Annotated in this window: 21 protein-coding genes and 1 pseudogene; 14 read left to right on the top strand and 8 right to left on the bottom strand. The window is 73.4% G+C overall.

What is annotated here, in order from left to right:
* Together ACFVFR_RS26180 and ACFVFR_RS26175 are read left to right on the top strand one after the other, a co-directional pair.
* A pseudogene (locus tag ACFVFR_RS26180) lies at positions 1-779 on the top strand (hypothetical protein); the annotation flags it as partial.
* Complete coding sequence (locus tag ACFVFR_RS26175) at positions 776-1,222, top strand: NUDIX hydrolase (RefSeq protein WP_383705939.1); 447 nt, start codon at positions 776-778, stop codon at positions 1,220-1,222. The pseudogene ACFVFR_RS26180 and the gene ACFVFR_RS26175, both read left to right, overlap by 4 nt.
* 66 nt (positions 1,223-1,288) lie before the next feature.
* Here ACFVFR_RS26175 and ACFVFR_RS26170 read toward each other — a convergent pair whose 3' ends face one another.
* Both ACFVFR_RS26170 and ACFVFR_RS26165 read right to left on the bottom strand, forming a co-directional pair.
* Positions 1,289-1,804 carry a GNAT family N-acetyltransferase gene (locus tag ACFVFR_RS26170; protein ID WP_383705937.1) on the bottom strand — a complete coding sequence of 172 codons (516 nt, stop codon included), beginning with the start codon at positions 1,802-1,804 and terminating at the stop codon, positions 1,289-1,291.
* Positions 1,805-1,868: 64 nt separating this feature from the next.
* Positions 1,869-2,972 (bottom strand): helix-turn-helix domain-containing protein, encoded by a 1,104-nt coding sequence (locus ACFVFR_RS26165; RefSeq protein WP_383705935.1) that lies wholly within the window; start codon positions 2,970-2,972, stop codon positions 1,869-1,871.
* A gap of 347 nt (positions 2,973-3,319) precedes the next feature.
* On the opposite strand from ACFVFR_RS26165, the gene ACFVFR_RS26160 reads away from it, so the two are divergent.
* The 6 genes from ACFVFR_RS26160 to ACFVFR_RS26135 all read left to right on the top strand — a co-directional run bounded on the left by ACFVFR_RS26160 (position 3,320) and on the right by ACFVFR_RS26135 (position 7,622).
* Entirely contained in the window at positions 3,320-3,928 is a 609-nt protein-coding gene (locus tag ACFVFR_RS26160; protein WP_383705933.1) for a hypothetical protein, read from the top strand.
* On the top strand, positions 3,919-4,356 hold the full coding sequence (locus ACFVFR_RS26155; RefSeq protein WP_383705931.1) for a hypothetical protein: 438 nt from the start codon (positions 3,919-3,921) through the stop codon (positions 4,354-4,356). The genes ACFVFR_RS26160 and ACFVFR_RS26155 overlap by 10 nt, the downstream gene beginning before the upstream one ends.
* A gap of 53 nt (positions 4,357-4,409) precedes the next feature.
* Positions 4,410-4,880, top strand: coding sequence for a radical SAM protein (locus tag ACFVFR_RS26150; RefSeq protein WP_383705929.1), 471 nt, complete (start codon positions 4,410-4,412; stop codon positions 4,878-4,880).
* 83 nt (positions 4,881-4,963) lie between these two features.
* Entirely contained in the window at positions 4,964-5,290 is a 327-nt protein-coding gene (locus ACFVFR_RS26145) for an SPASM domain-containing protein (protein ID WP_383705945.1), read from the top strand.
* 2 nt (positions 5,291-5,292) lie between these two features.
* The gene (locus ACFVFR_RS26140; protein WP_383705927.1) at positions 5,293-6,087 is read left to right on the top strand and encodes a hypothetical protein; all 795 of its coding nucleotides are present in this window, start codon (positions 5,293-5,295) and stop codon (positions 6,085-6,087) included.
* Positions 6,088-6,716: 629 nt separating this feature from the next.
* Complete coding sequence (locus ACFVFR_RS26135; RefSeq protein ID WP_383705925.1) at positions 6,717-7,622, top strand: NADP-dependent oxidoreductase; 906 nt, start codon at positions 6,717-6,719, stop codon at positions 7,620-7,622.
* Between the two features lie 97 nt (positions 7,623-7,719).
* On the opposite strand, the gene ACFVFR_RS26130 is transcribed toward ACFVFR_RS26135, so the two are convergent.
* Together ACFVFR_RS26130 and ACFVFR_RS26125 are read right to left on the bottom strand one after the other, a co-directional pair.
* Positions 7,720-8,193, bottom strand: a complete 474-nt coding sequence (locus tag ACFVFR_RS26130) for a hypothetical protein (protein ID WP_383705923.1) — start codon at positions 8,191-8,193, stop codon at positions 7,720-7,722.
* A gap of 568 nt (positions 8,194-8,761) precedes the next feature.
* Positions 8,762-9,568 (bottom strand): class I SAM-dependent methyltransferase, encoded by an 807-nt coding sequence (locus tag ACFVFR_RS26125; RefSeq protein WP_383705921.1) that lies wholly within the window; start codon positions 9,566-9,568, stop codon positions 8,762-8,764.
* A gap of 900 nt (positions 9,569-10,468) precedes the next feature.
* Between ACFVFR_RS26125 and ACFVFR_RS26120 the strand changes: the two genes are divergently transcribed.
* On the top strand, positions 10,469-12,028 hold the full coding sequence (locus tag ACFVFR_RS26120) for a glycosyltransferase (protein WP_383705918.1): 1,560 nt from the start codon (positions 10,469-10,471) through the stop codon (positions 12,026-12,028).
* Positions 12,021-12,545: a YbjN domain-containing protein gene (locus tag ACFVFR_RS26115; protein ID WP_383705916.1), complete on the top strand. Its 525-nt coding sequence runs from the start codon at positions 12,021-12,023 to the stop codon at positions 12,543-12,545. Before ACFVFR_RS26120 ends, ACFVFR_RS26115 begins: the two co-directional genes overlap by 8 nt.
* Positions 12,546-12,705: 160 nt before the next feature.
* Here the strand turns inward: ACFVFR_RS26115 and ACFVFR_RS26110 are convergent, their stop codons facing one another.
* Entirely contained in the window at positions 12,706-14,103 is a 1,398-nt protein-coding gene (locus ACFVFR_RS26110; protein ID WP_383705914.1) for an MDR family MFS transporter, read from the bottom strand.
* Between the two features lie 323 nt (positions 14,104-14,426).
* On the opposite strand from ACFVFR_RS26110, the gene ACFVFR_RS26105 reads away from it, so the two are divergent.
* Positions 14,427-15,188, top strand: coding sequence for a phosphoglyceromutase (locus ACFVFR_RS26105; RefSeq protein ID WP_383705911.1), 762 nt, complete (start codon positions 14,427-14,429; stop codon positions 15,186-15,188).
* Between the two features lie 230 nt (positions 15,189-15,418).
* Here ACFVFR_RS26105 and ACFVFR_RS26100 read toward each other — a convergent pair whose 3' ends face one another.
* Together ACFVFR_RS26100 and phoU are read right to left on the bottom strand one after the other, a co-directional pair.
* On the bottom strand, positions 15,419-15,574 hold the full coding sequence (locus tag ACFVFR_RS26100) for a hypothetical protein (protein WP_383705909.1): 156 nt from the start codon (positions 15,572-15,574) through the stop codon (positions 15,419-15,421).
* A 1,078-nt stretch (positions 15,575-16,652) separates the two neighbouring features.
* Positions 16,653-17,330: a phosphate signaling complex protein PhoU gene (phoU, locus tag ACFVFR_RS26095; RefSeq protein WP_383705907.1), complete on the bottom strand. Its 678-nt coding sequence runs from the start codon at positions 17,328-17,330 to the stop codon at positions 16,653-16,655.
* A gap of 276 nt (positions 17,331-17,606) precedes the next feature.
* On the opposite strand from phoU, the gene ACFVFR_RS26090 reads away from it, so the two are divergent.
* Positions 17,607-18,905, top strand: a complete 1,299-nt coding sequence (locus ACFVFR_RS26090; protein WP_383705905.1) for a sensor histidine kinase — start codon at positions 17,607-17,609, stop codon at positions 18,903-18,905.
* Between the two features lie 44 nt (positions 18,906-18,949).
* Positions 18,950-19,630 (top strand): response regulator transcription factor, encoded by a 681-nt coding sequence (locus ACFVFR_RS26085; protein WP_142217884.1) that lies wholly within the window; start codon positions 18,950-18,952, stop codon positions 19,628-19,630.
* A gap of 265 nt (positions 19,631-19,895) precedes the next feature.
* On the opposite strand, the gene ACFVFR_RS26080 is transcribed toward ACFVFR_RS26085, so the two are convergent.
* Positions 19,896-20,645 (bottom strand): DUF461 domain-containing protein, encoded by a 750-nt coding sequence (locus ACFVFR_RS26080; RefSeq protein ID WP_383705902.1) that lies wholly within the window; start codon positions 20,643-20,645, stop codon positions 19,896-19,898.
* A gap of 748 nt (positions 20,646-21,393) precedes the next feature.
* Between ACFVFR_RS26080 and ACFVFR_RS26075 the strand changes: the two genes are divergently transcribed.
* Positions 21,394-21,876 carry a CarD family transcriptional regulator gene (locus ACFVFR_RS26075; protein ID WP_003953493.1) on the top strand — a complete coding sequence of 161 codons (483 nt, stop codon included), beginning with the start codon at positions 21,394-21,396 and terminating at the stop codon, positions 21,874-21,876.
* Positions 21,877-22,427: the final 551 nt, after the last annotated feature.

The following is a 22,427-nucleotide window of genomic DNA, read 5'->3' as shown; positions in this document are numbered from 1 at the left end:
CCGCCGGCCGGGGCGTCAGCGCGACCGGCGGCGGCGCGACCCCCGCCGGCCAGGCCGGGCCCGTCGGCGGCCGGGGCGAGCCGGAGGAGGCCCGCCCGGGGGCCCTGACCGTCGGCGCCGCCCGCGCCGGCGCCCTCCTCGAACGCCAGCTCACCCTGGCCAGGACCCGCGCCCACACGGCCGCCCTCCAGGCGCTGGGCTCCTCCCGCTTCCACGCCGTCGCCGACGCCGTCGCCCTGCTGGCCTCCGAGGTCCCGTTGGTGCCGGCCGCAGCCGACGAACCGGCCGACACCACGTTGCCGCCGCTCGCCGAACTGGCACAGCGCCGTCTGATCGAGGCCATCGACGCCCTGCCGCTGGGCCGCGCCGGCCACCCGTACAACGCGGAGGCCCTCACCCACGGCCTCGCCGCCACCCCCAGCGCCGACGCCCCGCCCGCGAGCGAGGCCCAGGACGCGCCGTGGCACCAGGTCCGCCGCCTGGTGCGCGTCGGCCGCTACGCCCTTGAGGTGCTGGACGAACACCAGCCGCTGGGCACCGGCCCCACCGAGGCCGAACCCACGCTGTCCGTACGCCTGCTCGCCGCCAGCCAGGCCCTGGAGCGGCACCGCGACGCGGCCGAGGCGGCGGCAGCGGCGGCGGCGGCGGCCCGCACTCCGCGCATCGCCCCGGCCACCGCGTACGCCCTCGGCATCCTGCACGCCGACCAGCGCCACGAGGTGGAGGCGGCCCGTTTCGCCTTCGGCCGCATCTGGCAGCGGGCGGCGACCACGCCGTGACCGCCCCCGGAGCGACGACGGGCCCGATCCGGGCGGCGGGCTGCGTCCTGTGGCGCCGCTCGCCGCGCGGCCCGGGCCTGGAGATCGCCCTGGTCCACCGGCCCCGGTGGGACGACTGGTCCCACCCCAAGGGCAAGCTCAAACGCGGCGAGACGGCGCTGCGCGGCGCGTTGCGCGAGGTCGCCGAGGAGACCGGCATGGACTGCGTGCCCGGCCCCGAACTCCCCACCGCCCACTACACGGTGGACGGCCGCCCCAAGGAGGTCCGCTACTGGGCCGCGCGGGCCCTGGACGACACCTTCGTCCCCAACCGCGAGGTGGACCGCCTCATCTGGCTCCCCCCACCCGCCGCCCGCACCCGCCTCACCCACCCCCGGGACCGCGACCTGATCGACGCGTTCCTCGCCACCCGCCCAGGAGGCGAGGACCCCTCCCCGGGGTGAGGGGGGCTCTTTTCGGGCCCCGACGGACGGCGGCCCGGCGGCCGACCGGGGCCCCGCCCGCGCCGCTCAGGGCGCCAGCCGCTTGACCATGACCCCGAAGACGGGCGAGTCCTCGAACGGCTTCTGCTCCCCGACCTTCGCGTAACCCCACCGCTCGTACAACGCCACCACCTTCGGATGGGAGACGTCGACGAGCAGCGTCGACACGTCGTCCCCGCGACTGCGTACCACCGCGTCGTGCAGCCGCTCCGACGTACCGGTCCTACGCCATGCGCCGAGCACGAGAAGTTCGGAAAGGCCGAACACCGAATCCCCGAGCGGCACCGACCCCGGCCGCTCGGAACCCTTCCACCACCCGCCGGAACCGGACGTCGAACCGTACGCGAAACCGGCCGCACTCTCCCCATCGAAAGCGACGACACACGACCACGAGGGATGCGCGCTCCACATGTCGTAGAACTGCCCGAAGCGCTCCCGGGAAGGGAAGGGATCGCCCGGGTCCCGATGGACGGCGTCGTGCATGTCCAGAACCGTCTCCCGGATATCGGCGGCGTCCGCGGAGGTGTAGGCGCTGAGTTTCACGGTGTGCTTCCTCCTGGCAGGTGCCGTGCCCATGAATGCTGGTCGCGACGACCCGAGGCCGCGTCTACGAGCGGACCTCGTCCATCAGCATGCGGAGCGTGAGCGAGTGTTTCGCGGGGGGTAGGGCGTCCATGGCCGTCTGCGCGAGGGCCGTGCCGCCCGTGCGATCGCCGGAGCGGGTGAGCATCAGCCCTCTGTGTAGGGCCAGGTGGGTGGCGAACCGGGGAAGTGAGTCCGGGAGTTCGCGGCGGGCCTCCTCCTGGGCTCGCACGGCCCCCTTCTCGTCCCCGAGGCGGGCCAGCAGCAGGGACCGGAACATGTTCAGCCGCCAGTACGGCACGGCGTAGTCCGAGGTCTGTTCGTACGAGCCCGTCGCGTCGAAGATCCGCCGCCCCCTGGCGTCCAGTTCACGTGCCGTGACGTGATCCCCGCGCAGGGCGGCGGCGTGCGCCTTTCCGTAGACGGCGTTGAGGAGGCCGAGCGACGGCCGGTCCGAGATGGCCATGGCCTGGTCGGCGATCACGTCGGCGACCGGGAGCGACGCCCCCTCGTAGCCCAGCGCGATGGCGGCCCGCCCGCGCACCCACACCCGCGCCGCCTGGTCGGCTGACTCGTCCGCCGCCCTGGCGGCCATCCGGTACCAGTGCACGGCCTTGGAGCCATCCGAGCCGGGGAACGTCTTGGCGTACAACGTCATGAGGCGCGCGGCCACGGACCACAGTCGTGGAACACCCAACTGTTGCTGCACGACAACGAGTTCACCCGCCACGCGACGCTGAATGTCGGCCGCGCCCATCGACATGTAGTCCGTCCCGTAGGCGGCCAGCTTCCCGTCCCAGTCGGCTACGGACGGCCCGCCGCGAAGTCGGGCGGCGAAGCCCTGGGACAGCAGGTCAGAAGCGACCACGGGAGCTATGGCAGCCCCCGCCACATCAATGAGAAAGGTGCGCCGCCGCAACTCGTTCTCCAGGACAGCCAGAGGGACGTCAAGGACCGCCGACAGGGCGCGCAGATAGTACGCCCCAGGTTCGTGCTTCGAGCATTCCCAGCCACTTACGTACTCTCGGCTGAGCGTCGTGCCGAATTGTTTGTTGACCTCCGACGCCAGCCGCCCTTGCGACCACCCGCGCGCCGAACGTAGCTCGCGGATCAGTTCCCCGATGCTCATGGGGCCATCCTGCTCCTCCTCATGCCGTCGTGGTAGCAAATCGCCCACTGCCAGGCCGACTTGCCCCTACACATCGCACTAGGCACACCGCGTCGGGTACCGGAAGCTCATTTGCCAGTTCGCGTTTCGCTGCGGAGGTCACCGTGTGCGGCGGACTCGAAGCCGCGCACCGTGTCGGGGCACGTGGAAAGCCCGTCTCCCCGTCCGCGCGGGCGGCGACATCGACCTGTTCGTTCGGTGATCGGAATCTGACATGGAAGCCCCCTTCTTCGTGCACGAACCGCCACCCGACCGGAGATCGTCCCGTACGTCTTCGTCGCCGATCGCGCGGGATCACGGAGCGGTCCGTGAGTGATCTCGACTGGGCACCGCCCCCCTGCGGCAAGCTGGTGGTGCTGCCCGCCGGCGAGGCGTGGGATGCCGTGCGGACCGATCGCCGCACCGCGCGGTGGGCGCTCGGGGTCCTCGACGCGGTGGAGCGCGGCGCGGCCATCGTGGACGCGCGGACGGACCGGGTGTACTGGCTGCTCCCGCCGGGTGCGGCGGCGCGCGCTTCGTACGACGTGTGGGAGCGGTTGCGGCGGCACGTCAGCGTGTTGGCGGCCGGGCCTACCACGCACTACGTCGGGGTGCCGCCCGTCCATCCGTACTCCAGGCCCGGCCCGCGGTGGCACGTACCGGCCGAGTGGTCCGGACGGTTCGTGACGCGACCGGACCATCTGGCGGCCGTGTTGGGCACGGCGGTGGTGCGCACACACGGGGCGGTGGGGCTGGCGCCCCGCCGCGCGGCGGGTGAGCGCGCGGAACTGGCCACCACGGTGGGGCGGTCGCGTCCGGATGGTCCGCCACAGCGCCCGGGGGCCGACGCCTGGCGCGCCCGCGCCGCGCCGGCACCCGTGGCCCGGCGCGGAGTGGACGGAGCGACGAGCGCGCACGGGGTGAGCGCATGGCGCTGACCAGGGCGCGCGCCGGCGCGTACGCGTGGACCCCACCGCTGGGTCGGGGGTTCCACCTGCTGCCGCTCGGGGGCCGGTGGGAGGCGGTACGCGCTCCCGTCGAGCTCGGCGCGTGGATGCGGGAGAACGGGGAGGAGCGGGTCGCTCACATCGCGACCGCGCGGTACGCCGTCTGGCTCGTCCCCGCCGACGAGGCCGCCGCCCACGGGCGCGCCTGGCGCGTGCCCGGCGTGCGCTCCCTCGCCACCGGACTGCTGGCCGTCCCCCAGGCCACGCGGCCCGAGTCCGGGACGGGCCTGCGGTGGGTGATGCCGCGTGGCTGGCGCGGACGCCACGTGGCCCGCCCCGCCCAACTCGCCACCGACCTGGCCGCCGCCGCCCGCGCCCACTGGGCCCGCGCGCGGCTGCCTGATCGGAGCGGCCAGTGACCAACACATCGGACCAAGGACAATCACGAGCGAAAGGACAACCCGTGGTAACCGTGACAGAGCAGCCCGCGCCGCGAACCGAGCACCGAACGGAATTCCTCTGGCTGGACATGACGCGCCGCTGCCAGCTCAATTGCGTGCACTGCTACAACTCCTCGGGCCCGACGGGTTCGCACGGGGCGATGTCGCGGGAGGACTGGCTCCGTGTCATCGACCAGGCCGCCGCGTGTGGCGTACGCCGGGTGCAACTCATCGGGGGTGAACCGATGCTGTACCCGCACGCCCTTGCCGTGGCGGATCGCGTGCTGTCGCTCGGTATCGGGATGGAGGTCTACAGCAATCTGGTGCATGTCACCGACGAGTGGTGGGCGCTGCTGCTTCGGGAGGGCGCGTCACTGGCGACGTCGTACCACTCCGCCCATGCGGGTGAACACAACCGGGTGACCGGTCGGCCCAGTCATCTGCGGACGCACGCTCATATCGAAAGGGCGCTGCGGCTGGGATTCCCTTGCGCGTCGGCCTAGTTTCCGTCAACGAGGAACAGCGGGTCGACGCGGCGCGACGGGAGCTGGCGGAGTTGGGTGTCACGCGTGTCAGCGTCGATCACGTGCGCCCTTACGGCCGTGCGGATCGCGAGTGGGCACCCGACCCTTCGGGACTGTGCGGCCAGTGTGGTCGGGGGAGGGCGGCCATCGACCCGAATGGTGACGTGTCGCCCTGTGTGTTCTCCGTGGGCTGGATGGTTACCGGTAATGTCCGACGCACGCCCTTGGCGGATATCCTCGGGGGCGCGGCCATGGCCGAGGCGACTGCCGCCATCCGAGGTTCGGGACGCGGCGAGCATTGCGACCCCGACAGGTGCGACCCGGGTTGTGAGCCCAACGAGGAGTGCACTCCGGGATATCCGGGCACCGAATGTGATCCGAGGAACTGACGGTGAACGAGGACATCCCCGGACCCGAATTCTGGTCCCTTGTCCGCCCGCACACCGGAGCGGTTTCCGCGACGCGTCACACGGCGCGGGGATTCGGTTCTGACCTCACCGCCGTGGTGGAGTACGCGAACGGCCCGTTCTTCGTCAAGGGCATGCGCAACCGTCGCGGTGGCCGGCGAGACTCCATTCTTCGGGAGCGGGCCATCGCCCCCACCGTGCGGCCTCTCGCGCCGGCCCTTCGGTGGGCGGCGGAGGACGAGAACTGGATCGTCCTCGGATACGAGGTCGTCGACGGGCGGTGGGCGAGTTTCACGCCCGGCTCCCCCGGTCTGTCGCTCGTCGCCGAACTGGTCAATCGCATCGGCGTGTTCTCCCCGCCCGATGTGGCACTGGGGTGGACGGAAGACCGGTGGGACCGATTCGCCGAGCTGTCGGCGGCCCGGTTCCTGCGCGGGAACACGCTGCTGCATACGGACATCCACCCCAGCAACGTCATCGTCGGCGATGCGGACACCTGGCTCGTGGACTGGGCCTGGCCCACGGTCGGGGCGGCGTTCATCGATCCGGGCTGTGTGGTCGTACAACTCGTCGCATCCGGGTACGCGCCGGGTCAGGCCGAGGAGTGGGCCGCCGAATGCGCGGGCTGGCGCAACGCCGAGCAGGCGGCTCTGGACACCTTCGCTCTCGCCGCGCACCGGATGTGGGCGGCTCGGGCGGAAGGCCGACCGAACGAGGCGTGGCTGGCGGCGATGGCCTCGGCCACGCGGCAATGGGTGACGCACCGCAGGCTCGGTTAGCCGGAGCCGGCCGGGCCGTGGCCGGGGCCGGGGCCCGGGGCCGGTCCCACCATCCCACCGCCCCCCACCGCACCACCGCCCCCCCGTCACAGCAGCCCCGCTTACCGCGCCACCCCCGCGCGCGCCCGCGCGCGAGGGGCCGGGGCGTGGAGCCGACTCGCAGAGGAAATCCCGGTGTCCCTGGAAGAGTTACTGGACCTGATCACCCCGCAGGGGGGGCGAGGTGAGTCCCGCGCGGTGTGTTCTCTGCGCTCGGTTGCGGAACCGCGCCGGGGCGGTCGCCGCGTCCGGTACGCCCGGAGAGGCGAAGGCGTTGCTGGAGGCGATGGCCCCGCACAAGAGAGTTCGGGCACGGGCCGTGCGACGCGGCGCCCGGATGGGTGGGAGACGGCGGCGCACAGGGCGTGCTGGTGCGGGAGGTCGTCCCGTCATGGCCGCGCGGTCCCCTTCGGCGCGGCCCGCGCGACTTGCACCTCACGCCGGCGTCAGCTTCTAACGTGGCGGTCGGCCTCAACCTGTGGCTCCGGGCTCCCGGCTTCGCCGCGTACCCACCCCACCGATCCCACGAAACCCGTCTCACGGACGGCCGGCCCAGGCCGCCGCGTGGAAAGGCAGAAAGGCAGCACGTCATGCGCGCAGTCCGCTATCACCAGTACGGCGGTGTGGAGACGCTCGTGGTGGAGGAGGTGCCGGAGCCGCGTCCCGGGCCCGGTGAGATCCGGGTCCGCGTCGCGGCGGCCGGCGTCAACCCCGTGGACTGGAAGGTGCGTTCCGGCGCCGTACGCGAGTTGCTCCCCGTGGAACTGCCCGCGATTCCCGGGCGCGAGGCCGTGGGCGTCATCGACGCGTTGGGGGAGGGCGTGCGCGGGGCGCGCGTCGGTGACCGGGTCTTCGGGCTGGGCGGTGTCACGGGCGCGACAGCCGAGTCGGCCGTCCTCTCCGCCTGGGCCCACGCGCCGGCCACCTGGACCGACGAGCAGGCGGCCGGCGCCGGCCTGGCGTCGGTGACCGCGCTGGGCGGGCTACGGGCGCTCGGCCCCCTGCGCGGGCGCACGCTGCTCGTCGAGGGCGCCGCCGGGGGCGTGGGCAGTGCGGCGGTCGAGTTCGCGGCGGCCCGGGGCGCCACCGTGATCGGCACGGCCAGCGAGCGCAACCACGCGTTCCTCACCTCCCTCGGAGCCGCCCCCACCACCTACGGCGCCGGCCTCGCCGAACGCCTGGCCGCCCTGGCCCCGCACGGCGTCGACCTCGCGCTCGACACCGCCGCGTCCGGGTCCCTGGCCGACCTCGTCGCGATCGTGGGCGACCCCGCGCGTGTGGCGACGATCGCCGACCACGCCAACGCGCCCCGCCTGGGCGTACGGCTGGCCAACGCGGAGAACGACCCCGCGCTCCTCGCCGAAGCCGCCGAACTGGGCCGGCGGGGCCGCTACACACCCCGCGTCGAGCGGACCTACCCGCTCGAACAGCTCGCGCGGGCGCACGCGTACGCCGAGCGCGGGCACACGCGGGGGAAGGTGGTGATCCGCCTCTGAACCGGCCCGAGGGGGTTCGGTCCGGGGGAGTTCGATCCGAGGGGGTTCGGTTGGAGGGAGCCGGGCGCCGCCGGGGGCCGCGCGCGGCTGGGGGCCGTCACGGCCCGGCGAACCAGGTGGCCGCCGGGTCGCCCCCGCCCCGCCCGAGGACGACACGCAGGTGCTGGGCGCGCCAGAAGCTCAGCACCCACGCGGCCGGCAGTTGGAGCGTGAACAGGGCGACGACCGCCGCCACGAACGCGTCGTCCACCGGCACCGGCGCCCCGTCCCACCACGCGAGGAGGCCGGCGCACACCAGCAGCACCAGCAGGTACGCGCCGCCGTCGATCAGCGGTACGCGCCACACCGGCATCGGGGCGGACAGCCGACGGGCCAGGACGAGGACGAGCGTGGCCACGACCGGGAACACGTACGTCCGGGGGTCGGTCACCGCCACCGTCGACCAGGTCACCCACTGACCGAGGCACTTCGCGACCACCACCCAGCCCAGATCGACCATGACACCGACCCCCCACGACCCGACGGCGACGACCAGCGCGTAACCCAAGGCACTGCGCCAGGCAACCGTCATCCCACGCCCTCCCTGCTGCCCGATGGGCCCATATGCGGTGATTCCGCTCGATGAGTAGTTTCCCCCGCACCCACAGCAGCGCGGGCGGCGGGGGCCCGTCGGCCGGGGTGGTGGGGGGCCTGCCGGCCAGGGGGACCTGTCAGCCGGGACGGCGGGATCGGGGGCCGCTGGTCCGGGTGGCCGGCTTGGGGGCTGGCCGACGCGGCCGGATGGGCAGCCGCTGGTCCGAGTAGCGGGGAAGGAGCAGGCGACCCTGCCGACCGGGGCGACGGGAGGCGCTGGCCGGGGTGGCGTGCGTGGCCTGTCGGCCGTAGTGATCGGATCGGGGGCCGCTGGTCTGGGCGGCCGGTGTAACGGGGGTGGCCGGCGTAACGGGGGTGGCCTGTCGACCGGGGCGGTCTCGCGGGTCGGCGCGGGTCGGTCGGGGAGGTGCGGCGCACGACGGGCCGCCCCTCTTCGAAGGGCGCGGAAGGCGCCGGGAGCGTACGGGGGCGGCGCTGGGACTGTGCGGGTCGCGAGGGGAGGGCAACCCCCGCCCGGTACGCCCATCGCGCCCGCGCACGCCCCCTCACCCGCGTGGGGCCAACGCCTCCCACGCCACCGTGACCTCGCCCTGTCGCCACCGGGCGGGCCCGTCGGCGAGGGGCCAGTCGGCGGTCAGCAGGCGCGCCGTACGCATCCAGCGCTGCCGCGCGCTCAGCGCCCCGTACGGCGCGGTCGCGGCCCAGGCCCGGTCGAAGTCGCGCAGGAAGGCGTGCACGGGCTCGCCCGGCACGTTGCGGTGGATCAACGCCTTCGGTAGGCGTTCGGCCAGGTCGGAGGGGCGCTCCAGGGACGCGAGCCGGGCCGCGAAGGTGACCGTACGCGGGCCGTCGGCGCCGAGCGCCACCCACACGTGCCGCCGCCCGATCTCGTCGCAGGTCCCCTCGACCAGCAGCCCGCCAGGCGCGAGCCGGGCGCACAACCGCTCCCACACGGCCGCCACCTCGGCCTCGTCGTACTGCCGCAGCACGTTCGCGGCCCGGATGAGCACCGGCGCACGCCCCGGCCCACCGGGCAACGGCACCTCGAACCCGCCGTGCGCGAAGCGCAGCCCCGCCCGCTCGTACGCGTGGGCCGCCGCGACCCGCGCCGGGTCGATCTCCACGCCGACCACCTCGGCGTCGGCACGAACCGTTCGCAGCCGGCCGAGGAGTTCGACAGCGGTCCACGGAGCGGCCCCGTACCCGAGGTCCACCGCGACCGGATCGTCGCTGCGCCGCAGCTCAGCGCCGTGCGCGGCCACGATCCAGCGGTCCATGCGGCGCAGTCGGTTCGGATTGGTGGTGCCGCGCGTGACCGACCCCACAGGGCGGTACGGAGGACGAGGCGGCATACGCACGACCCTATCCGCCGCCCACCCCAGGGCTCCGCCCCCAGCACCCCCACCCTGACGAGTCACCACTCCACCCCGGCCAGGACGGGCCCCACCCGGCCCCCACCCCCTCGCAGCGAAGCCACACCCGGCCGGGCGAGCCGCCCACGCCCGGCCCCCACCTGCCAGCAGCAAGCCATTCCCACACCAGGGCCGGCAGCCCCTCCACCCCTCAGACGCGAGCTGTTCAGCCAGCCGCAAGCCCTCCGACCGGGGCAGACCACCCCGCCGCGAACCCTCACCACCCCCGGCCGGCGGGCCACCCCCGGCGGGTAGGTCATCTCGGACCAGCCAGGTCCCTGGCCCCTCCGGGTGAAACCACGCCCCAGCCACCCCGAAGCCCCCCACCCCCGGCCGGCAGGCCACCCCACCCCCTCGGTGCGAAGCCACTCCCAGTCGGCAAGCCACCCACCCCGCCCGGCCGGCAGGCCATCGCGCCCCCAGGCCGCGCACCCTCGTCAGGGCCAGCCCTCCCGAGGCCACCCCCACCCCGGCCAGCAGGCCACCCCGTCAGCAGGTCACCCACCCTCGCCACGCCCGGCCGCCCCAAGGCCACTCCAGCCGGCAGGCCGCCCCCAGCCGGGAAGCCCCCTCGGGCCAGTCACCACCCGGCCCCCTCGGGGCGAAGCCACTCCCCAGCCGGCGAGCCACCCACGTCCGGCCGGCAGCCAAGCCACCCCCAGCAGGCCACCCCCCACCCTCGGCCGGCAGGCCACCCCCCACCCCCGGCCGGCAGGCCACCCCCCACCCCCGGCCGGCAGGCCGTCGCGTAACAACTTGGCAAAGCGGAAATGGGAACGCCGTATTCCGCTGTTGCACTCCTCCGGAGGGACCTCACGCCGTCTAAGGAGGCCACGCGCGGTGAGTCAGTACGCACCTCGGCAAGGCTCCCGTTCGCCGCTTCCCAAACCGCGCGCCTCCCTGCTGAGCAGGGCGGCGGGTCGGCGGTCCCGGGCGTTCGGGCGGTCCGTGCCACGGCGGGTCGCGATGCTCAGCGTCCACACCTCGCCGCTGCACCAGCCGGGCACCGGCGACGCGGGCGGCATGAACGTGTACATCGTGGAGCTCGCCAAGCGGCTCGCGGCGATCGACATCGAGGTGGAGATCTTCACGCGCGCCACCACCGGCGCCCTCCCGCCCTCCGTCGAGCTGGCCCCGGGCGTCCTCGTACGGCACGTGGACGCGGGCCCGTACGAGGGGCTGGCCAAGGAGGACCTGCCCGCCCAGCTCTGCGCCTTCACGCACGGCGTGATGCGGGTGTGGGCCGGCAACCGTCCCGGCCACTTCGACCTCGTGCACTCCCACTACTGGCTCTCCGGCCACGTCGGCTGGCTCGCCGCCGAGCGCTGGGGGACCCCGCTCGTGCACGCCATGCACACCATGGCCAAGGTCAAGAACGCCGCGCTGGCCGCCGGCGACACCCCCGAGCCCGCCGCCCGCGTCATCGGCGAGACGCAGATCGTACGGGCCGCCGACCGGCTGATCGCCAACACCGACGAGGAGGCGGGCGAGCTCGTACGCCACTACGAGTCCGACCCGCGCAAGGTCGCTGTCGTCCACCCCGGCGTCAACCTTGACCGCTTCCGCCCGGCGCCACCGGCGCACGCCCCGCTCGGCCGGTCGCCGGCGTCGCCCGCGCCGCACGCCGGTCTGTCGCTGCCGCACCCCACGCCCCCGCCGCCCGCCGAGACGTGGCCGCGCGCCACGCTCCTGTCGCCCGCCGGCGCCTCCCCGCTCGGCGCGGGCGCCGGCGAGGTGAGCCCCGAGGCCGTCGCCGCCAGCCGGGCCGCCGCCCGGGAGCGGCTCGGGCTGCCGCAGCACGCCCTGGTACCGCTGTTCGCCGGCCGCATCCAGCCGCTCAAGGCGCCCGACATCGTGTTGCGGGCCGTGGCCCACCTGCTGACCGAGCACCCGTCGTTGCGCGACCGCGTCGTCCTGCCCGTCGTCGGCGGCCCCAGCGGCAGCGGCCTGGCCAAGCCGGAGGGGCTCCAGAAGCTCGCCGCCCGGCTGGGCATCGCCGACCTGGTCCGGTTCCGCCCGCCGGTGGGCCAGGAGCAGCTCGCCGACTGGTACCGCGCGGCGTCCGTGCTGGTCATGCCCTCCTACAGCGAGTCGTTCGGGCTGGTGGCGGCCGAGGCGCAGGCGTGCGGCACCCCGGTGATCGCGGCGGCCGTGGGCGGCCTGCCGGTGGCCGTGCGCGACGGCGTCAGCGGCTTCCTGGTCAGCGGCCACGACCCGGCCGACTACGCGCGCACGCTGCGCCGCTTCGTCACCGACCCCGAGCTGGCCACGCGGATGGGCGCCGCCGCCGCCCGCCACGCGCAGTCCTTCGGCTGGGACGCGGCGGCGGCGGCGACCGCCGACGTCTACGGCGCGGCGCTGCACGAACGGCGCGGTCGCCTACGATCCACCCATGGGTAACCACGCGGAAGGCGTCCCGGGCAACGACGCGGAAGCCGTCATCGAGCGCACCCTGCGCGAGGCGGAGCTGGAGTGGGAGCGGGCGGCCGACGGCGCGTACGTCGTCACCCTGCCGGGCACCCGCAAGCTGTCCACCACCTGCTCGCTGCGCGTCGGCCGGCACTCCCTGTCGATCAACGCCTTCGTCATCCGACACCCCGACGAGAACGACGCGGCCGTGCACCGCTGGCTCCTGGAGCGCAACACGCGGCTGTACGGGGTGAGTTACGCCATCGACCGGCTCGGCGACATCTACCTGGTCGGCCGCCTCCCACTGGCCGCGGTCACCCCCGACGAGCTCGATCGCCTTCTGGGGACCGTCCTGGAGAACGCCGACAGCAGCTTCAACACCCTTCTGGAGCTGGGCTTCGCCTCCGCGATCCGCAAGGAGTACGCGTGGCGCACCTCCCGGGGCGAGTCCACCCGTAACCTCGCCGCCTTCACCCACCTCACCGGCGAGCCCCGCCCCCGCGACTGACCAGGACGGGCCGGGTCCGCCGGGCCGGGTCTGGTCCGGTCGGAGTCGTTCAGGACCGCCGGTCGGGGCGGGGTGCGGCCGTTCGGGACCGCCGGTCGGGGCGGGGCCGCTGGCCGAGCCCCTTTGGCGTGGTGCGGGCCGCTTCGGGCCGGCGCGGGACCTACGCCGGCGTCCGGGTGGCGGCCGGCGCGCCCGCCGTCACGGAACCCGGCACCGCCCCTCCACCGGACTCCGACCCCTCGCCGGCCACCGGCACCTCGCCCGCCACGGCCACCTCACCCGGCGCCGGCACCTCGCCGGGCGCGGGCCCTCCGCCGGTCACCGGCACCTCGGTCGGCGCGGGCACCTCCTCGGCGGGCAGCGCGCGCATCAGCAGCCAGTAGCCGAGCGCCGCCGTCGTGCCGACCACCGCGCAGCCGCCCCACAGCCACGCGGCGCCGAACCGGTCGATGACCTGACCCGCGATCAGCGGCGCGGCCAGCGCGGCCACCGACCACGACATGGTGTACATGCCCTGGTAGCGGCCCCGGCCGTGGGTGGGGGAGAGGCGCACGACCAGACCCATCTGGGTGGGTGAGTTGACGATCTCGGCCAGCGTCCAGACGCACACCGTCAGCGCGTACACCCCGATCGTGCCGGCGAACGCCGTCAGTCCGAACCCGTACCCGGCCAGCAGCGAGGAGACGATCAGCAGCCGCTGCGGGTCGCGGTGCTCGATGAAGCGGGTGACGGGGATCTGGAGCGCGACGATCAGGATGCCGTTGACGGCGATGGCCACACCGAAGTCGGAGCTGGAGAACCCGTCGGCGCCCATCGCCACCGGCAGCGCCACGTAACCCTGTTGGAAGATCAGCGCGATGAGGAAGGAGAGGCCGACGACGCTCATGAAGCGCCCGTCGCGCAGTACCGTGCCGAGCCCGATCTCCGGCTCGGCCGGGGTGCCGTCCGCGCCCGTCGCGCGCACCGGCCGCGACTCGGGCAGCTTGACGAACACCAGCACCGCGCAGACCAGCGTCATCACGGCCTCGCCGATGAACCCGGCCCGGTAGCTGTACTCGGCGATGAACCCGGCGCCCATCGAGGAGAACGCGAATCCCAGGTTGATGGCCCAGTAGTTGAGGGCGAAGGCTCGCACCCGGTCCTCGGGGCGCACGATGTCGGCCATCATCGCCTGCACGGCGGGCCGCGAGGCGTTGCTGGCCATGCCGACGACGAAGGCCACGGCGGCGATCGCCACCGGCTGCGTCATGAAGCCCAGCACGGCCACCGAGACGGCGGTGGACAACTGGGCGATCAGCATCGTCGGCCGTCGGCCGAGCCGGTCGGTCATCACGCCCGCGCCCAGCGAGGAGACCACGCTGCCCAGCCCGTGCAGCGCGGCGACCAGCCCCGCGTACGTGGCCGAGTAGCCCCGCTCCAGCGTGAGGTAAAGAGCCATGAAGGTGGCGACGAAACCGCCGAGGCGGTTCACCAGCGTGCTGGTCCACAGCCACCAGAACTCACGTGGCATGCCGGACACGCTCTCGCGCACGGCCCGCCGTATAGCGGTAGCGGACATGACAACCCCCCGAAGTGCCGCACAGCGACGGATGTGAAGAGAGCCCGGCCGTAGGCGGCGCGGATGTGAGTGATGCGAATGTAAGTGGTGCTCACCACGGCCGTAACTTACGTCGAACACGCTGTCGATCTCCAGTCATTTGCCGGAAACCGTCAAGTGTCGCGCCGCACACGCCCTCGCGCGGCCTGTCCTGGCAGGTCACGACGGGTCACGCGACCCGCCACCGGCCGTGCGGCCACCGCGCCCTCCCCGGCCCGCGCCCGCCCGTCCCACGGGTCGGGCGGCGAGCGGTCCGCCACGGACCGTCCATTACGCTCGGGGGCATGGCCGACGCACCGTACAAGCTGATCCTGCTCCGCCACGGCGAGAGCGAGTGGAACGCGAAGAACCTGTTCACCGGCTGGGTGGACGTCAACCTCAACGACAAGGGTGAGAAGGAGGCGGTGCGCGGCGGTGAGCTGCTGACCGAGGCCGGCCTGCTGCCCGACGTGGTCCACACCTCGCTCCAGAAGCGCGCGATCCGCACCGCGCAGCTCGCCCTGGAGGCCGCCGACCGGCACTGGATTCCCGTACACCGCTCCTGGCGGCTGAACGAGCGCCACTACGGCGCGCTCCAGGGCAAGGACAAGGCGCAGACCCTGGCCGAGTTCGGCGAGGAGCAGTTCATGCTGTGGCGCCGGTCGTACGACACCCCGCCGCCCCCGCTGGAGGACGGCGCCGAGTACTCCCAGAGCGGCGACGCCCGCTACGCCGACATCCCGAGCGAGCTGCGCCCGCGCACCGAGTGCCTCAAGGACGTCGTCAACCGCATGCTGCCGTACTGGTACGACGGCATCCTGCCCGACCTCCTCGCCGGCCGCACGGTCCTGGTGGCCGCGCACGGCAACAGCCTGCGCGCCCTGGTCAAGCACCTCGACGGCGTCTCCGACGAGGACATCGCGGGCCTGAACATCCCCACCGGCATCCCCCTCTCCTACGAGCTGGACGCCGACTTCCGCCCCCTCAACCCGGGCGGCACCTACCTCGACCCGGAGGCCGCGAAGGCCGCCATCGAAGCGGTGAAGAACCAGGGCAAGAAGAAGTAGCCCCCCGCACCCCCACGGCCCCCCGGCCCGCCCCTCGCGCGCGGACCGGGGGGCCGTTCGGCGTGCCGGAGCACTTCCGCCCGAGGGTCCCTCCCGCCGACGTGGCCCCCTCCCGCCCCTACGCCTCGCCCGCCGCTCCCGCCCACCCACGCCACAGGGCCCCGACCGGCGACAACCGGCCGGGGCCCCGGAGTGACGAGGCGGCGCTGGTCCCGTCCGCGCCGGTCCCCCTAGCTGCAACCCCCGGAGCAACTGCACGGGCCGCCGGACTGGCAGCCACACGAGCAGCTCGGGCCGCATCCGCAGGAGCCGAGCAGCGGTCGGGCCGGAGTCGAGGTGACCGGCTGCTCCGCCGGGTTCGGGTTCGGAGTCGGCGTGTCTGACATGGAATTTCCTCCTCGGAGGCGCGTACCGCGGAACCTCCAGTGAACGTCCCCCACCAGGGGCGCGGAACGGCGCGTAAGCGGCGCGTAGGCGCATCGCCGCCCCTACGCCGCGAATCGCCGCACGCCCGCTGCTACGCCGCCAAAGCCGCACCACCCCCGCAACCGCCCCCGCGCTCCCGGCCGGACCTGCGCGGCAGCCGCGCCGTGTCCGCCCCGCGCCCCGGCGACCCTCACCGCGCCACGCCCGTCACCGCCACCGCCGCTGGACCCACCCACCAGCCGACCCCCACCCGGCTCCCACGGAAACCACCCCACCCCGCACGCCGACCGACGGCGCACGCCCCAACCAAGCTGGCCACCGCCCCACCCCGACCGCCCCCGGCGACCCACCCCGCACCGCACATCCCCAGCCACCCCAACACCGTGCCCGCCCCCGCCCACCCCCGACGCCCCGCAGGCCCTCCGAGCCAGCCCGCCTCACCCTCATCCCGCTCGGCCGGCCCGCCTCATCCCGCTCGGCCGGTCCTCCCGGCCGCTGCCCGGCCCCCTGGCCACCCCAGCCCCACCTGGCCACCCCACCCCGCAGTCCCTCTCACCCCGCACCCCGCCCCGCTTGGCCGGCCCAGTCCCCGTCGTCTGCCCCCTCCGCAGGCCCCCGGGCCGACCCGCGCGGCGGCGCCCCAGCCTCCGAGCCACCCGCACCCCGCCCCGCTTGGCCAGCTCGGTCCCCGTCGTCTGCCCCCCCCGCAGGCCCCCGGGCCGACCCGCGCGGCGGCGCCCCAGCCTCCGAGCCACCCGCACCCCACCCCACTCGGCCAGCCCAGTCCCCGTCGGCCGACCCCTCCGCAGGCCCCCCGGGCCGACCCGCGCGGCGGCGCCCCAGCCCGCGAGCCGCCCGCACCCCACCCCCGCGCCCACACCGCAGCGGGCCCGCGCCCCGAGCCCGTTGGGCGGTCGGAGGCGCGGGCCCGCTGGGGCGCGCAGGAAGAGGGGAAACAGGGATAGCGGTGGAGAGGAGGGGAGGGGGTGAGGCCCGGCGCCCGGTGGCGCCGGCGCCCGCGCGTCGGTTCGCGCGCTGTTACTCCGCGTCCACCGGCGCGACCGGGGAGATCTCGTCCGCGTGCTCGCCGGTGACCAGGTAGACCACGCGCTTGGCCACCGAGACCGCGTGGTCGCCGAAGCGCTCGTAGTAGCGGCCGAGGAGCGTCACGTCCACGGCCGTCTCGATGCCGTGCTTCCAGCGGTCGTCCATCAGGTGCTGGAAGAGCGTGCGGTGCAGCATGTCGATGGCGTCGTCGTCCTGCTCCAGCTGGAGCGCCAGGTCCACGTCCTTGGTGATGATCACCTCGGCGGCCTTGGCCATCAGACGCTGGGCGAGCTGGCCCATCTCCAGGATGGTGGCGGCCAGGTCGCGGGGGACGGGCGACTCGGGGAAGCGCAGCCGGGCGAGCTTCGCGACGTGCTGCGCGAGGTCGCCGGAGCGCTCCAGGTCGGCGCTCATCCGCAGGCTGGTGACCACGATCCGCAGATCCGTGGCGACCGGCTGCTGCCGGGCGAGCAGGGCTATCGCCCGCGCCTCAAGGTCGTGCTGGAGATCGTCGACCTTCTGGTCGGCGGCGATGACGCTCTCCGCGAGCTTGAGATCGGCGTCCAGCATGGCCGTGGTGGCCCTGCCGATCGCCGAGCCGACGAGGCGAGCCATCTCGACCAGACTCTCACCGATCGAATCGAGCTCCTCGTGGTACGCGTCCCGCATCACTTACCTTCTCTCGCTGGGGGTCCCGCAGGGCTGTCAGCCCCACGCTCCCACGGTGTGGCCGAAACGAGTCCGATTCCGGCCTCCCGAGTAAACCCGTCACGACCTAACGGTGAACTCTCGGCAACCCCCGTGGTCCGAAGGGTGTCACCCATTCGGACCCGGAGCCTCGATAGTGAACCGATCGCATCGCCATGGTGAACTCTCGGCAACGTCTCACGGGGCCGACCCCCATTCGGCTGTGGAGCGGTCCGAGCGGGCGCCTAACCTGGAGACATGAACGTGGACGCGGCAATCGCCGCTGTGGCAGCGATCGCCGGGCTCTGCACCGGCGTCATCGCCATGCTGGCGTTCCGCTGGAGCGAGCGCGAGCAGGCGAAGCCGACGCGCTCCTCACTCCACACCGCTGCCGTACTGCCGCCTGGTGTCGACACCGTGCTCTCCGTACTGCGGTCCTCCGCGGTCGTCCTGGACGAGGAGGACGCGGTGGTCAAGGCCAGTTCGGCGGCGTACGCACTGGGTCTGGTGCGAGGCGGGAAGCTCGCTGTCGAACCGATGCTGCACATGGCCCGGGACACTCGCCGCGACGGTGAGATACGCCAGGTGGAGCTGGATCTACCCCGTCGGGGGACCGGCCGGGGCGAGGCCCTCGCGGTCTCCGCGCGCGTGGCCCCGCTCGGCTCCCGCCTCGTGCTGCTCCTGGTCGAGGACCTCACCGAGGCCCGCCGCATCGAGGCCGTACGCCGCGACTTCGTCGCCAACGTCAGTCACGAGCTCAAGACACCGGTCGGCGCCCTGTCGCTGCTGTCCGAGGCGGTGATGGACGCCTCGGACGACCCGGAGGCCGTCACCCGCTTCGCCGGCCGCATGCAGATCGAGGCGACCCGGCTGACCAGCCTGGTCCAGGAGCTGATCGACCTCTCCCGGGTGCAGAACGACGACCCGCTGGAGGACGCCGAGCCGGTCCGCGTGGACGAGCTCGTCGCCGAGGCCATCGACCGCTGCCGGCACCAGGCGGGGACCAAGCAGATCACCATGGCCGCCGGCGGCACCGCGGACCTGCACGTGTGGGGAAACCGGGGCCAGCTCGCCGCGGCTCTTGGCAACCTGGTGGAGAACGCGGTGAACTACAGCCCGGCGCGCACCCGCGTCGGCATCGCCGCCCGGCGCATCGCGGCCCCCGGTGGCGACCTCATCGAGGTGGCCGTGACCGACCAGGGCATCGGCATCTCCGAGAAGGACCGCGAGCGGATCTTCGAGCGGTTCTACCGCGTCGACCCGGCGCGCTCGCGCGCCACCGGCGGGACCGGTCTCGGCCTCGCCATCGTCAAGCACGTGGCCGCCTCGCACGGCGGGGAGGTCACGGTGTGGAGCGCTGAGGGACAGGGCTCCACCTTCACCCTGCGGCTCCCGGAAGCCGGTGGCGTACGCGACCGGGCCGAGGCCGCTGCCGCCTCCGGGCGGCGTAAGGGCGACAACTCCCTGATCGAGCCGGACGACCTCGAGGACGAGGACCCCGACCGTTCCTATGAGACCTTCACCAATGAACCCCCTCCCGTCGCCCACCACCCGTAACTGGAAGGCGCTTCGCGCCCTGAGTTCGCCCCGGAGGTCCTTCCGTGACCCGAGTGCTCGTTGTCGAGGACGAGGAATCGTTCAGCGACGCTTTGTCGTACATGCTCCGCAAGGAGGGTTTTGAGGTCGCCATCGCGACAACGGGCCCCGAAGGGTTGGACGAGTTCGAGCGGAACGGCGCCGACCTGGTGCTGCTCGACCTCATGCTGCCCGGACTGCCCGGCACGGAGGTCTGTCGCCAGCTCCGCGGGCGTTCCAACGTCCCGGTCATCATGGTGACCGCCAAGGACAGCGAGATCGACAAGGTCGTCGGCCTGGAAATAGGAGCCGACGACTACGTCACCAAGCCCTTCTCCTCGCGCGAGCTGGTCGCCCGCATCCGCGCGGTGCTCCGCCGCCGTGGCGAGCCCGAGGAGGTCACGCCGGCCGCCCTGGAGGCGGGCCCGGTGCGGATGGACGTCGACCGGCACGTGGTCACCGTCTCCGGCGGCAAGGTGGACCTGCCGCTCAAGGAGTTCGACCTGCTGGAGATGCTGCTGCGCAACGCCGGCCGCGTGCTGACCCGCATGCAGCTCATCGACCGCGTCTGGGGCGCCGACTACGTGGGCGACACCAAGACCCTGGACGTGCACGTCAAGCGCCTGCGCGCCAAGATCGAGCCCGACCCGGGCGCGCCGCGCTACCTGGTCACGGTCCGTGGCCTGGGCTACAAGTTCGAGCCGTAGACCCACCCGGGCGACGCCACACCCGGCGCCGGCCCCGACACGCCGCGAGGGCGACCCCCACTCAGGGGGCCGCCCTCGCGGCGTGTGCGCGTCGGTGGTCCGGGCCCGACCGCGCGTGGGGCGGCCCGGCTCTGTGGCCGACGTGCCGTCGTACGCGTCGGGCCCGGCCGGACGCCACGTCGTACGCGGCGTCCGACCGGGCCCACGGGGTTGTCCGCCCAGGTCCGGACGGGGCCCCGGCCGTCGCGGTCGGGGCGGGGCCGGCTCAGTGGCCGGCGGGGGTCTCCTCGCCCGGGGCGACGTCCTCGCCGCCCTGCTGGCCCTGCTGCCCGGTGCCGGCGTCGGCGGACTCGGAGCCGGTCGGCGTCTGCTCACCGGGCTTGGTGGTGTCCTCGTCGGGCTTGTCGGACGCCTTGCCGCTCTCGGTGTCCGACGCCTTGCCGGACTCGCCGTCCGTCGGCTTGGTCGTGGGCTTGGTGGTCTCGGCCGGCTTGGTCGCCGCGGGGCTCGGGCCCCACTTGGCGTAGTCGCCCTTGGCGGGGACCACCAGGGCGCGCAGCGCGACGTCGCCGGTCTCGCTGAAGTCGAAGACGACCTTCTGCGCGTCGCCGACCTTGGCCGCCTCGTGACCGCCGACGATTTCGGCGGAGGCGTTCCCCTTGCCGCCGAGGACCAGCGAGCCGCCCTTGGGTACGACCAGCGACCCGGAGCCCTTCGCCGGCGCGAGCTTGACCTCGGTGTTCTTGCCCTCGACCCGGATGGCCGTCAGGACCTGGTCGGACGAGCCGTTGTTGAAGATCTTGGCGGTCACGGCGGCGGGACCCTCGTCGTCCAGCTCCGGCGGGGTGATCACCACCGCGTTCTGGATCGCGATGTCGCCGACGGACTTCGCGGCGTGGTCCGGGTTGATCTCCATCGTCTGCGAGTCGTTCCCGGCCGCGCAGGCGGAGAGCGGGGCGATCGAGAGCACGAGGGCGGTAGCGGCGAGGGCGCCGCGTCGAAGGCTGCTGCTCACGGCGGCGGCATCTCCTAGACGAGCTTCGGCGGCCGAACGGTGGGCCCGGTCGCGGATGGACGGCGGGGGCGGCGGTGGCTGCCCGCAAAAGGATCTCTCAGCGCGCTTAGGTTACCGACCCGCCGTCGAGAGCACGCACCCGACCCGCCTCCCACGCCCCGGCGGCCCCCCTCCCACGCCCCCGCCCCCTCCCGCCTGGCCCGGACCCCGGCGGTGGGCGCCGCGCGTGAGCGGTCGCCGGCCTTCCGGGACCACGCGCGGCGTGGTGAACACGCCTGTGAACAGTCGCTGAACAAGTGCGCGGCACGCGCGCCACAATCACCGCCACGCCACACCCGTGCCGAATATCGGCCTGCCTCGCGCGGGCGATATTCAGCGTGGAATGCAGGCGCGCGGTGACGGCCGCGTGAATTGATCACGAAGATGATCGACGTGGCCTGATCAATTCGCGGAATCGTCCCGGAGTGGTCGTCCCGGGGCCGAACGGAGTAGCGGAACTCGCACGCCCGGAGTCCGGCAAACCGGGACGTACGGCCTGTCGCGCGGGGGCGTTGCGGGATGTAACGTACGCGTTTCGCCTCGCCCGAACAGTGGCCCTCACCTGCGAATTCCCCGTTCCGAAGGCTGCTCGAAGCACGTTCCGACTGCTGTTGTCAAGCCCCGAGATATGCCCTGACCTGCGAAAACGCCATTCAGAACGGGGCGTTCACGTGTTACTCTGGATAGCCACGGAAGGGGTACCTGTCACATGACGTTCAAGGTTGGCGACACCGTGGTCTATCCCCATCACGGGGCCGCGCTGATCGAGGCCATCGAAACTCGCCAGATCAAAGGCGTGGACAAGACCTACTTGGTGCTGAAGGTCGCTCAGGGCGACTTGACGGTTCGTGTACCAGCGGACAATGCGGAGTTCGTCGGTGTACGCGATGTGGTCGGCCAGGACGGGCTGGACCGGGTCTTCGAGGTGCTGCGCGCACCGTATGCGGAAGAGCCCACGAACTGGTCTCGTCGGTACAAGGCAAATCTGGAGAAGCTCGCGTCCGGTGACGTGATCAAGGTCGCCGAGGTCGTGCGTGACCTGTGGCGTCGCGAGCGTGAGCGCGGCCTTTCCGCCGGTGAGAAGCGCATGCTCGCCAAGGCTCGGCAGATCCTGGTCAGCGAGCTCGCTCTCGCGGAGAACACGAACGAGGACAAGGCCGAGGCCCTGCTCGACGAGGTCCTCGCGTCCTGAGAACCCTTCACGAACCCAAGGACACGGGATCGTTGCCGGTGTCCGGAACGTTCTGACGGACGTGCACCTGCCGCAGTGCCCGAGTGGCGGTCGCGTCCCGACGACGCGGCCCCTGCGCGGGCACTGCGGCATCTGTGGTGCCGCTCCACACCCACCGCCGCGTGGACGCCTCCACGCGACAGCGCGCCAGGCGAGCGCACTCACGCACCACGCCGCCGCGCACGCATCGTCCACACATCTCGACACGCTCGCGCACCGCGACGCTCCCGAACCGGTCGCGCAGCGCGACGGGCGCTCCCCGGAGCGCGCCGCACGCCCACCGGATGCCACGGGCGCCGGCGGCGGGCGCCAGCGACCGCCGTACCCGAAGCCTCGCGGGCTCGTTGTGACGGGCGGGCGGTGCGCACGGGACGGAGTGTCGCCGGGGCGAACCCGGTGACGGACATCCCTGATCGCATGAGGTGTCGGTACGCATGCTGATACGCCGCCACCCCGGGGCCGAAAGGGCCCGTGTGGTCGGCGGCGGTACGGGGCGAGGGGGCGGGCAACTG

Origin of the sequence: Streptomyces sp. NPDC057702, from assembly GCF_042799315.1 — a bacterium.
In the GTDB taxonomy this organism is placed as follows: domain Bacteria; phylum Actinomycetota; class Actinomycetes; order Streptomycetales; family Streptomycetaceae; genus Streptomyces.
Note: the sequence above shows the minus strand (reverse complement) of the source record. Positions and strands in the feature narration are given on the sequence as shown.

What these genes read in the sequence shown, in the direction of transcription:
- ACFVFR_RS26165 (WP_383705935.1), bottom strand. Translation starts at nt 2,972, where the DNA reads ATGAGCATCGGGGAACTGATCCGCGAGCTACGTTCGGCGCGCGGGTGG.
- ACFVFR_RS26155 (WP_383705931.1), top strand. Translation starts at nt 3,919, where the DNA reads ATGGCGCTGACCAGGGCGCGCGCCGGCGCGTACGCGTGGACCCCACCG.
- ACFVFR_RS26135 (WP_383705925.1), top strand. Translation starts at nt 6,717, where the DNA reads ATGCGCGCAGTCCGCTATCACCAGTACGGCGGTGTGGAGACGCTCGTG.
- ACFVFR_RS26130 (WP_383705923.1), bottom strand. Translation starts at nt 8,193, where the DNA reads ATGACGGTTGCCTGGCGCAGTGCCTTGGGTTACGCGCTGGTCGTCGCC.
- ACFVFR_RS26125 (WP_383705921.1), bottom strand. Translation starts at nt 9,568, where the DNA reads ATGCCGCCTCGTCCTCCGTACCGCCCTGTGGGGTCGGTCACGCGCGGC.
- ACFVFR_RS26115 (WP_383705916.1), top strand. Translation starts at nt 12,021, where the DNA reads ATGGGTAACCACGCGGAAGGCGTCCCGGGCAACGACGCGGAAGCCGTC.
- ACFVFR_RS26110 (WP_383705914.1), bottom strand. Translation starts at nt 14,103, where the DNA reads ATGTCCGCTACCGCTATACGGCGGGCCGTGCGCGAGAGCGTGTCCGGC.
- ACFVFR_RS26105 (WP_383705911.1), top strand. Translation starts at nt 14,427, where the DNA reads ATGGCCGACGCACCGTACAAGCTGATCCTGCTCCGCCACGGCGAGAGC.
- ACFVFR_RS26100 (WP_383705909.1), bottom strand. Translation starts at nt 15,574, where the DNA reads ATGTCAGACACGCCGACTCCGAACCCGAACCCGGCGGAGCAGCCGGTC.
- phoU (WP_383705907.1), bottom strand. Translation starts at nt 17,330, where the DNA reads ATGCGGGACGCGTACCACGAGGAGCTCGATTCGATCGGTGAGAGTCTG.
- ACFVFR_RS26090 (WP_383705905.1), top strand. Translation starts at nt 17,607, where the DNA reads ATGAACGTGGACGCGGCAATCGCCGCTGTGGCAGCGATCGCCGGGCTC.
- ACFVFR_RS26075 (WP_003953493.1), top strand. Translation starts at nt 21,394, where the DNA reads ATGACGTTCAAGGTTGGCGACACCGTGGTCTATCCCCATCACGGGGCC.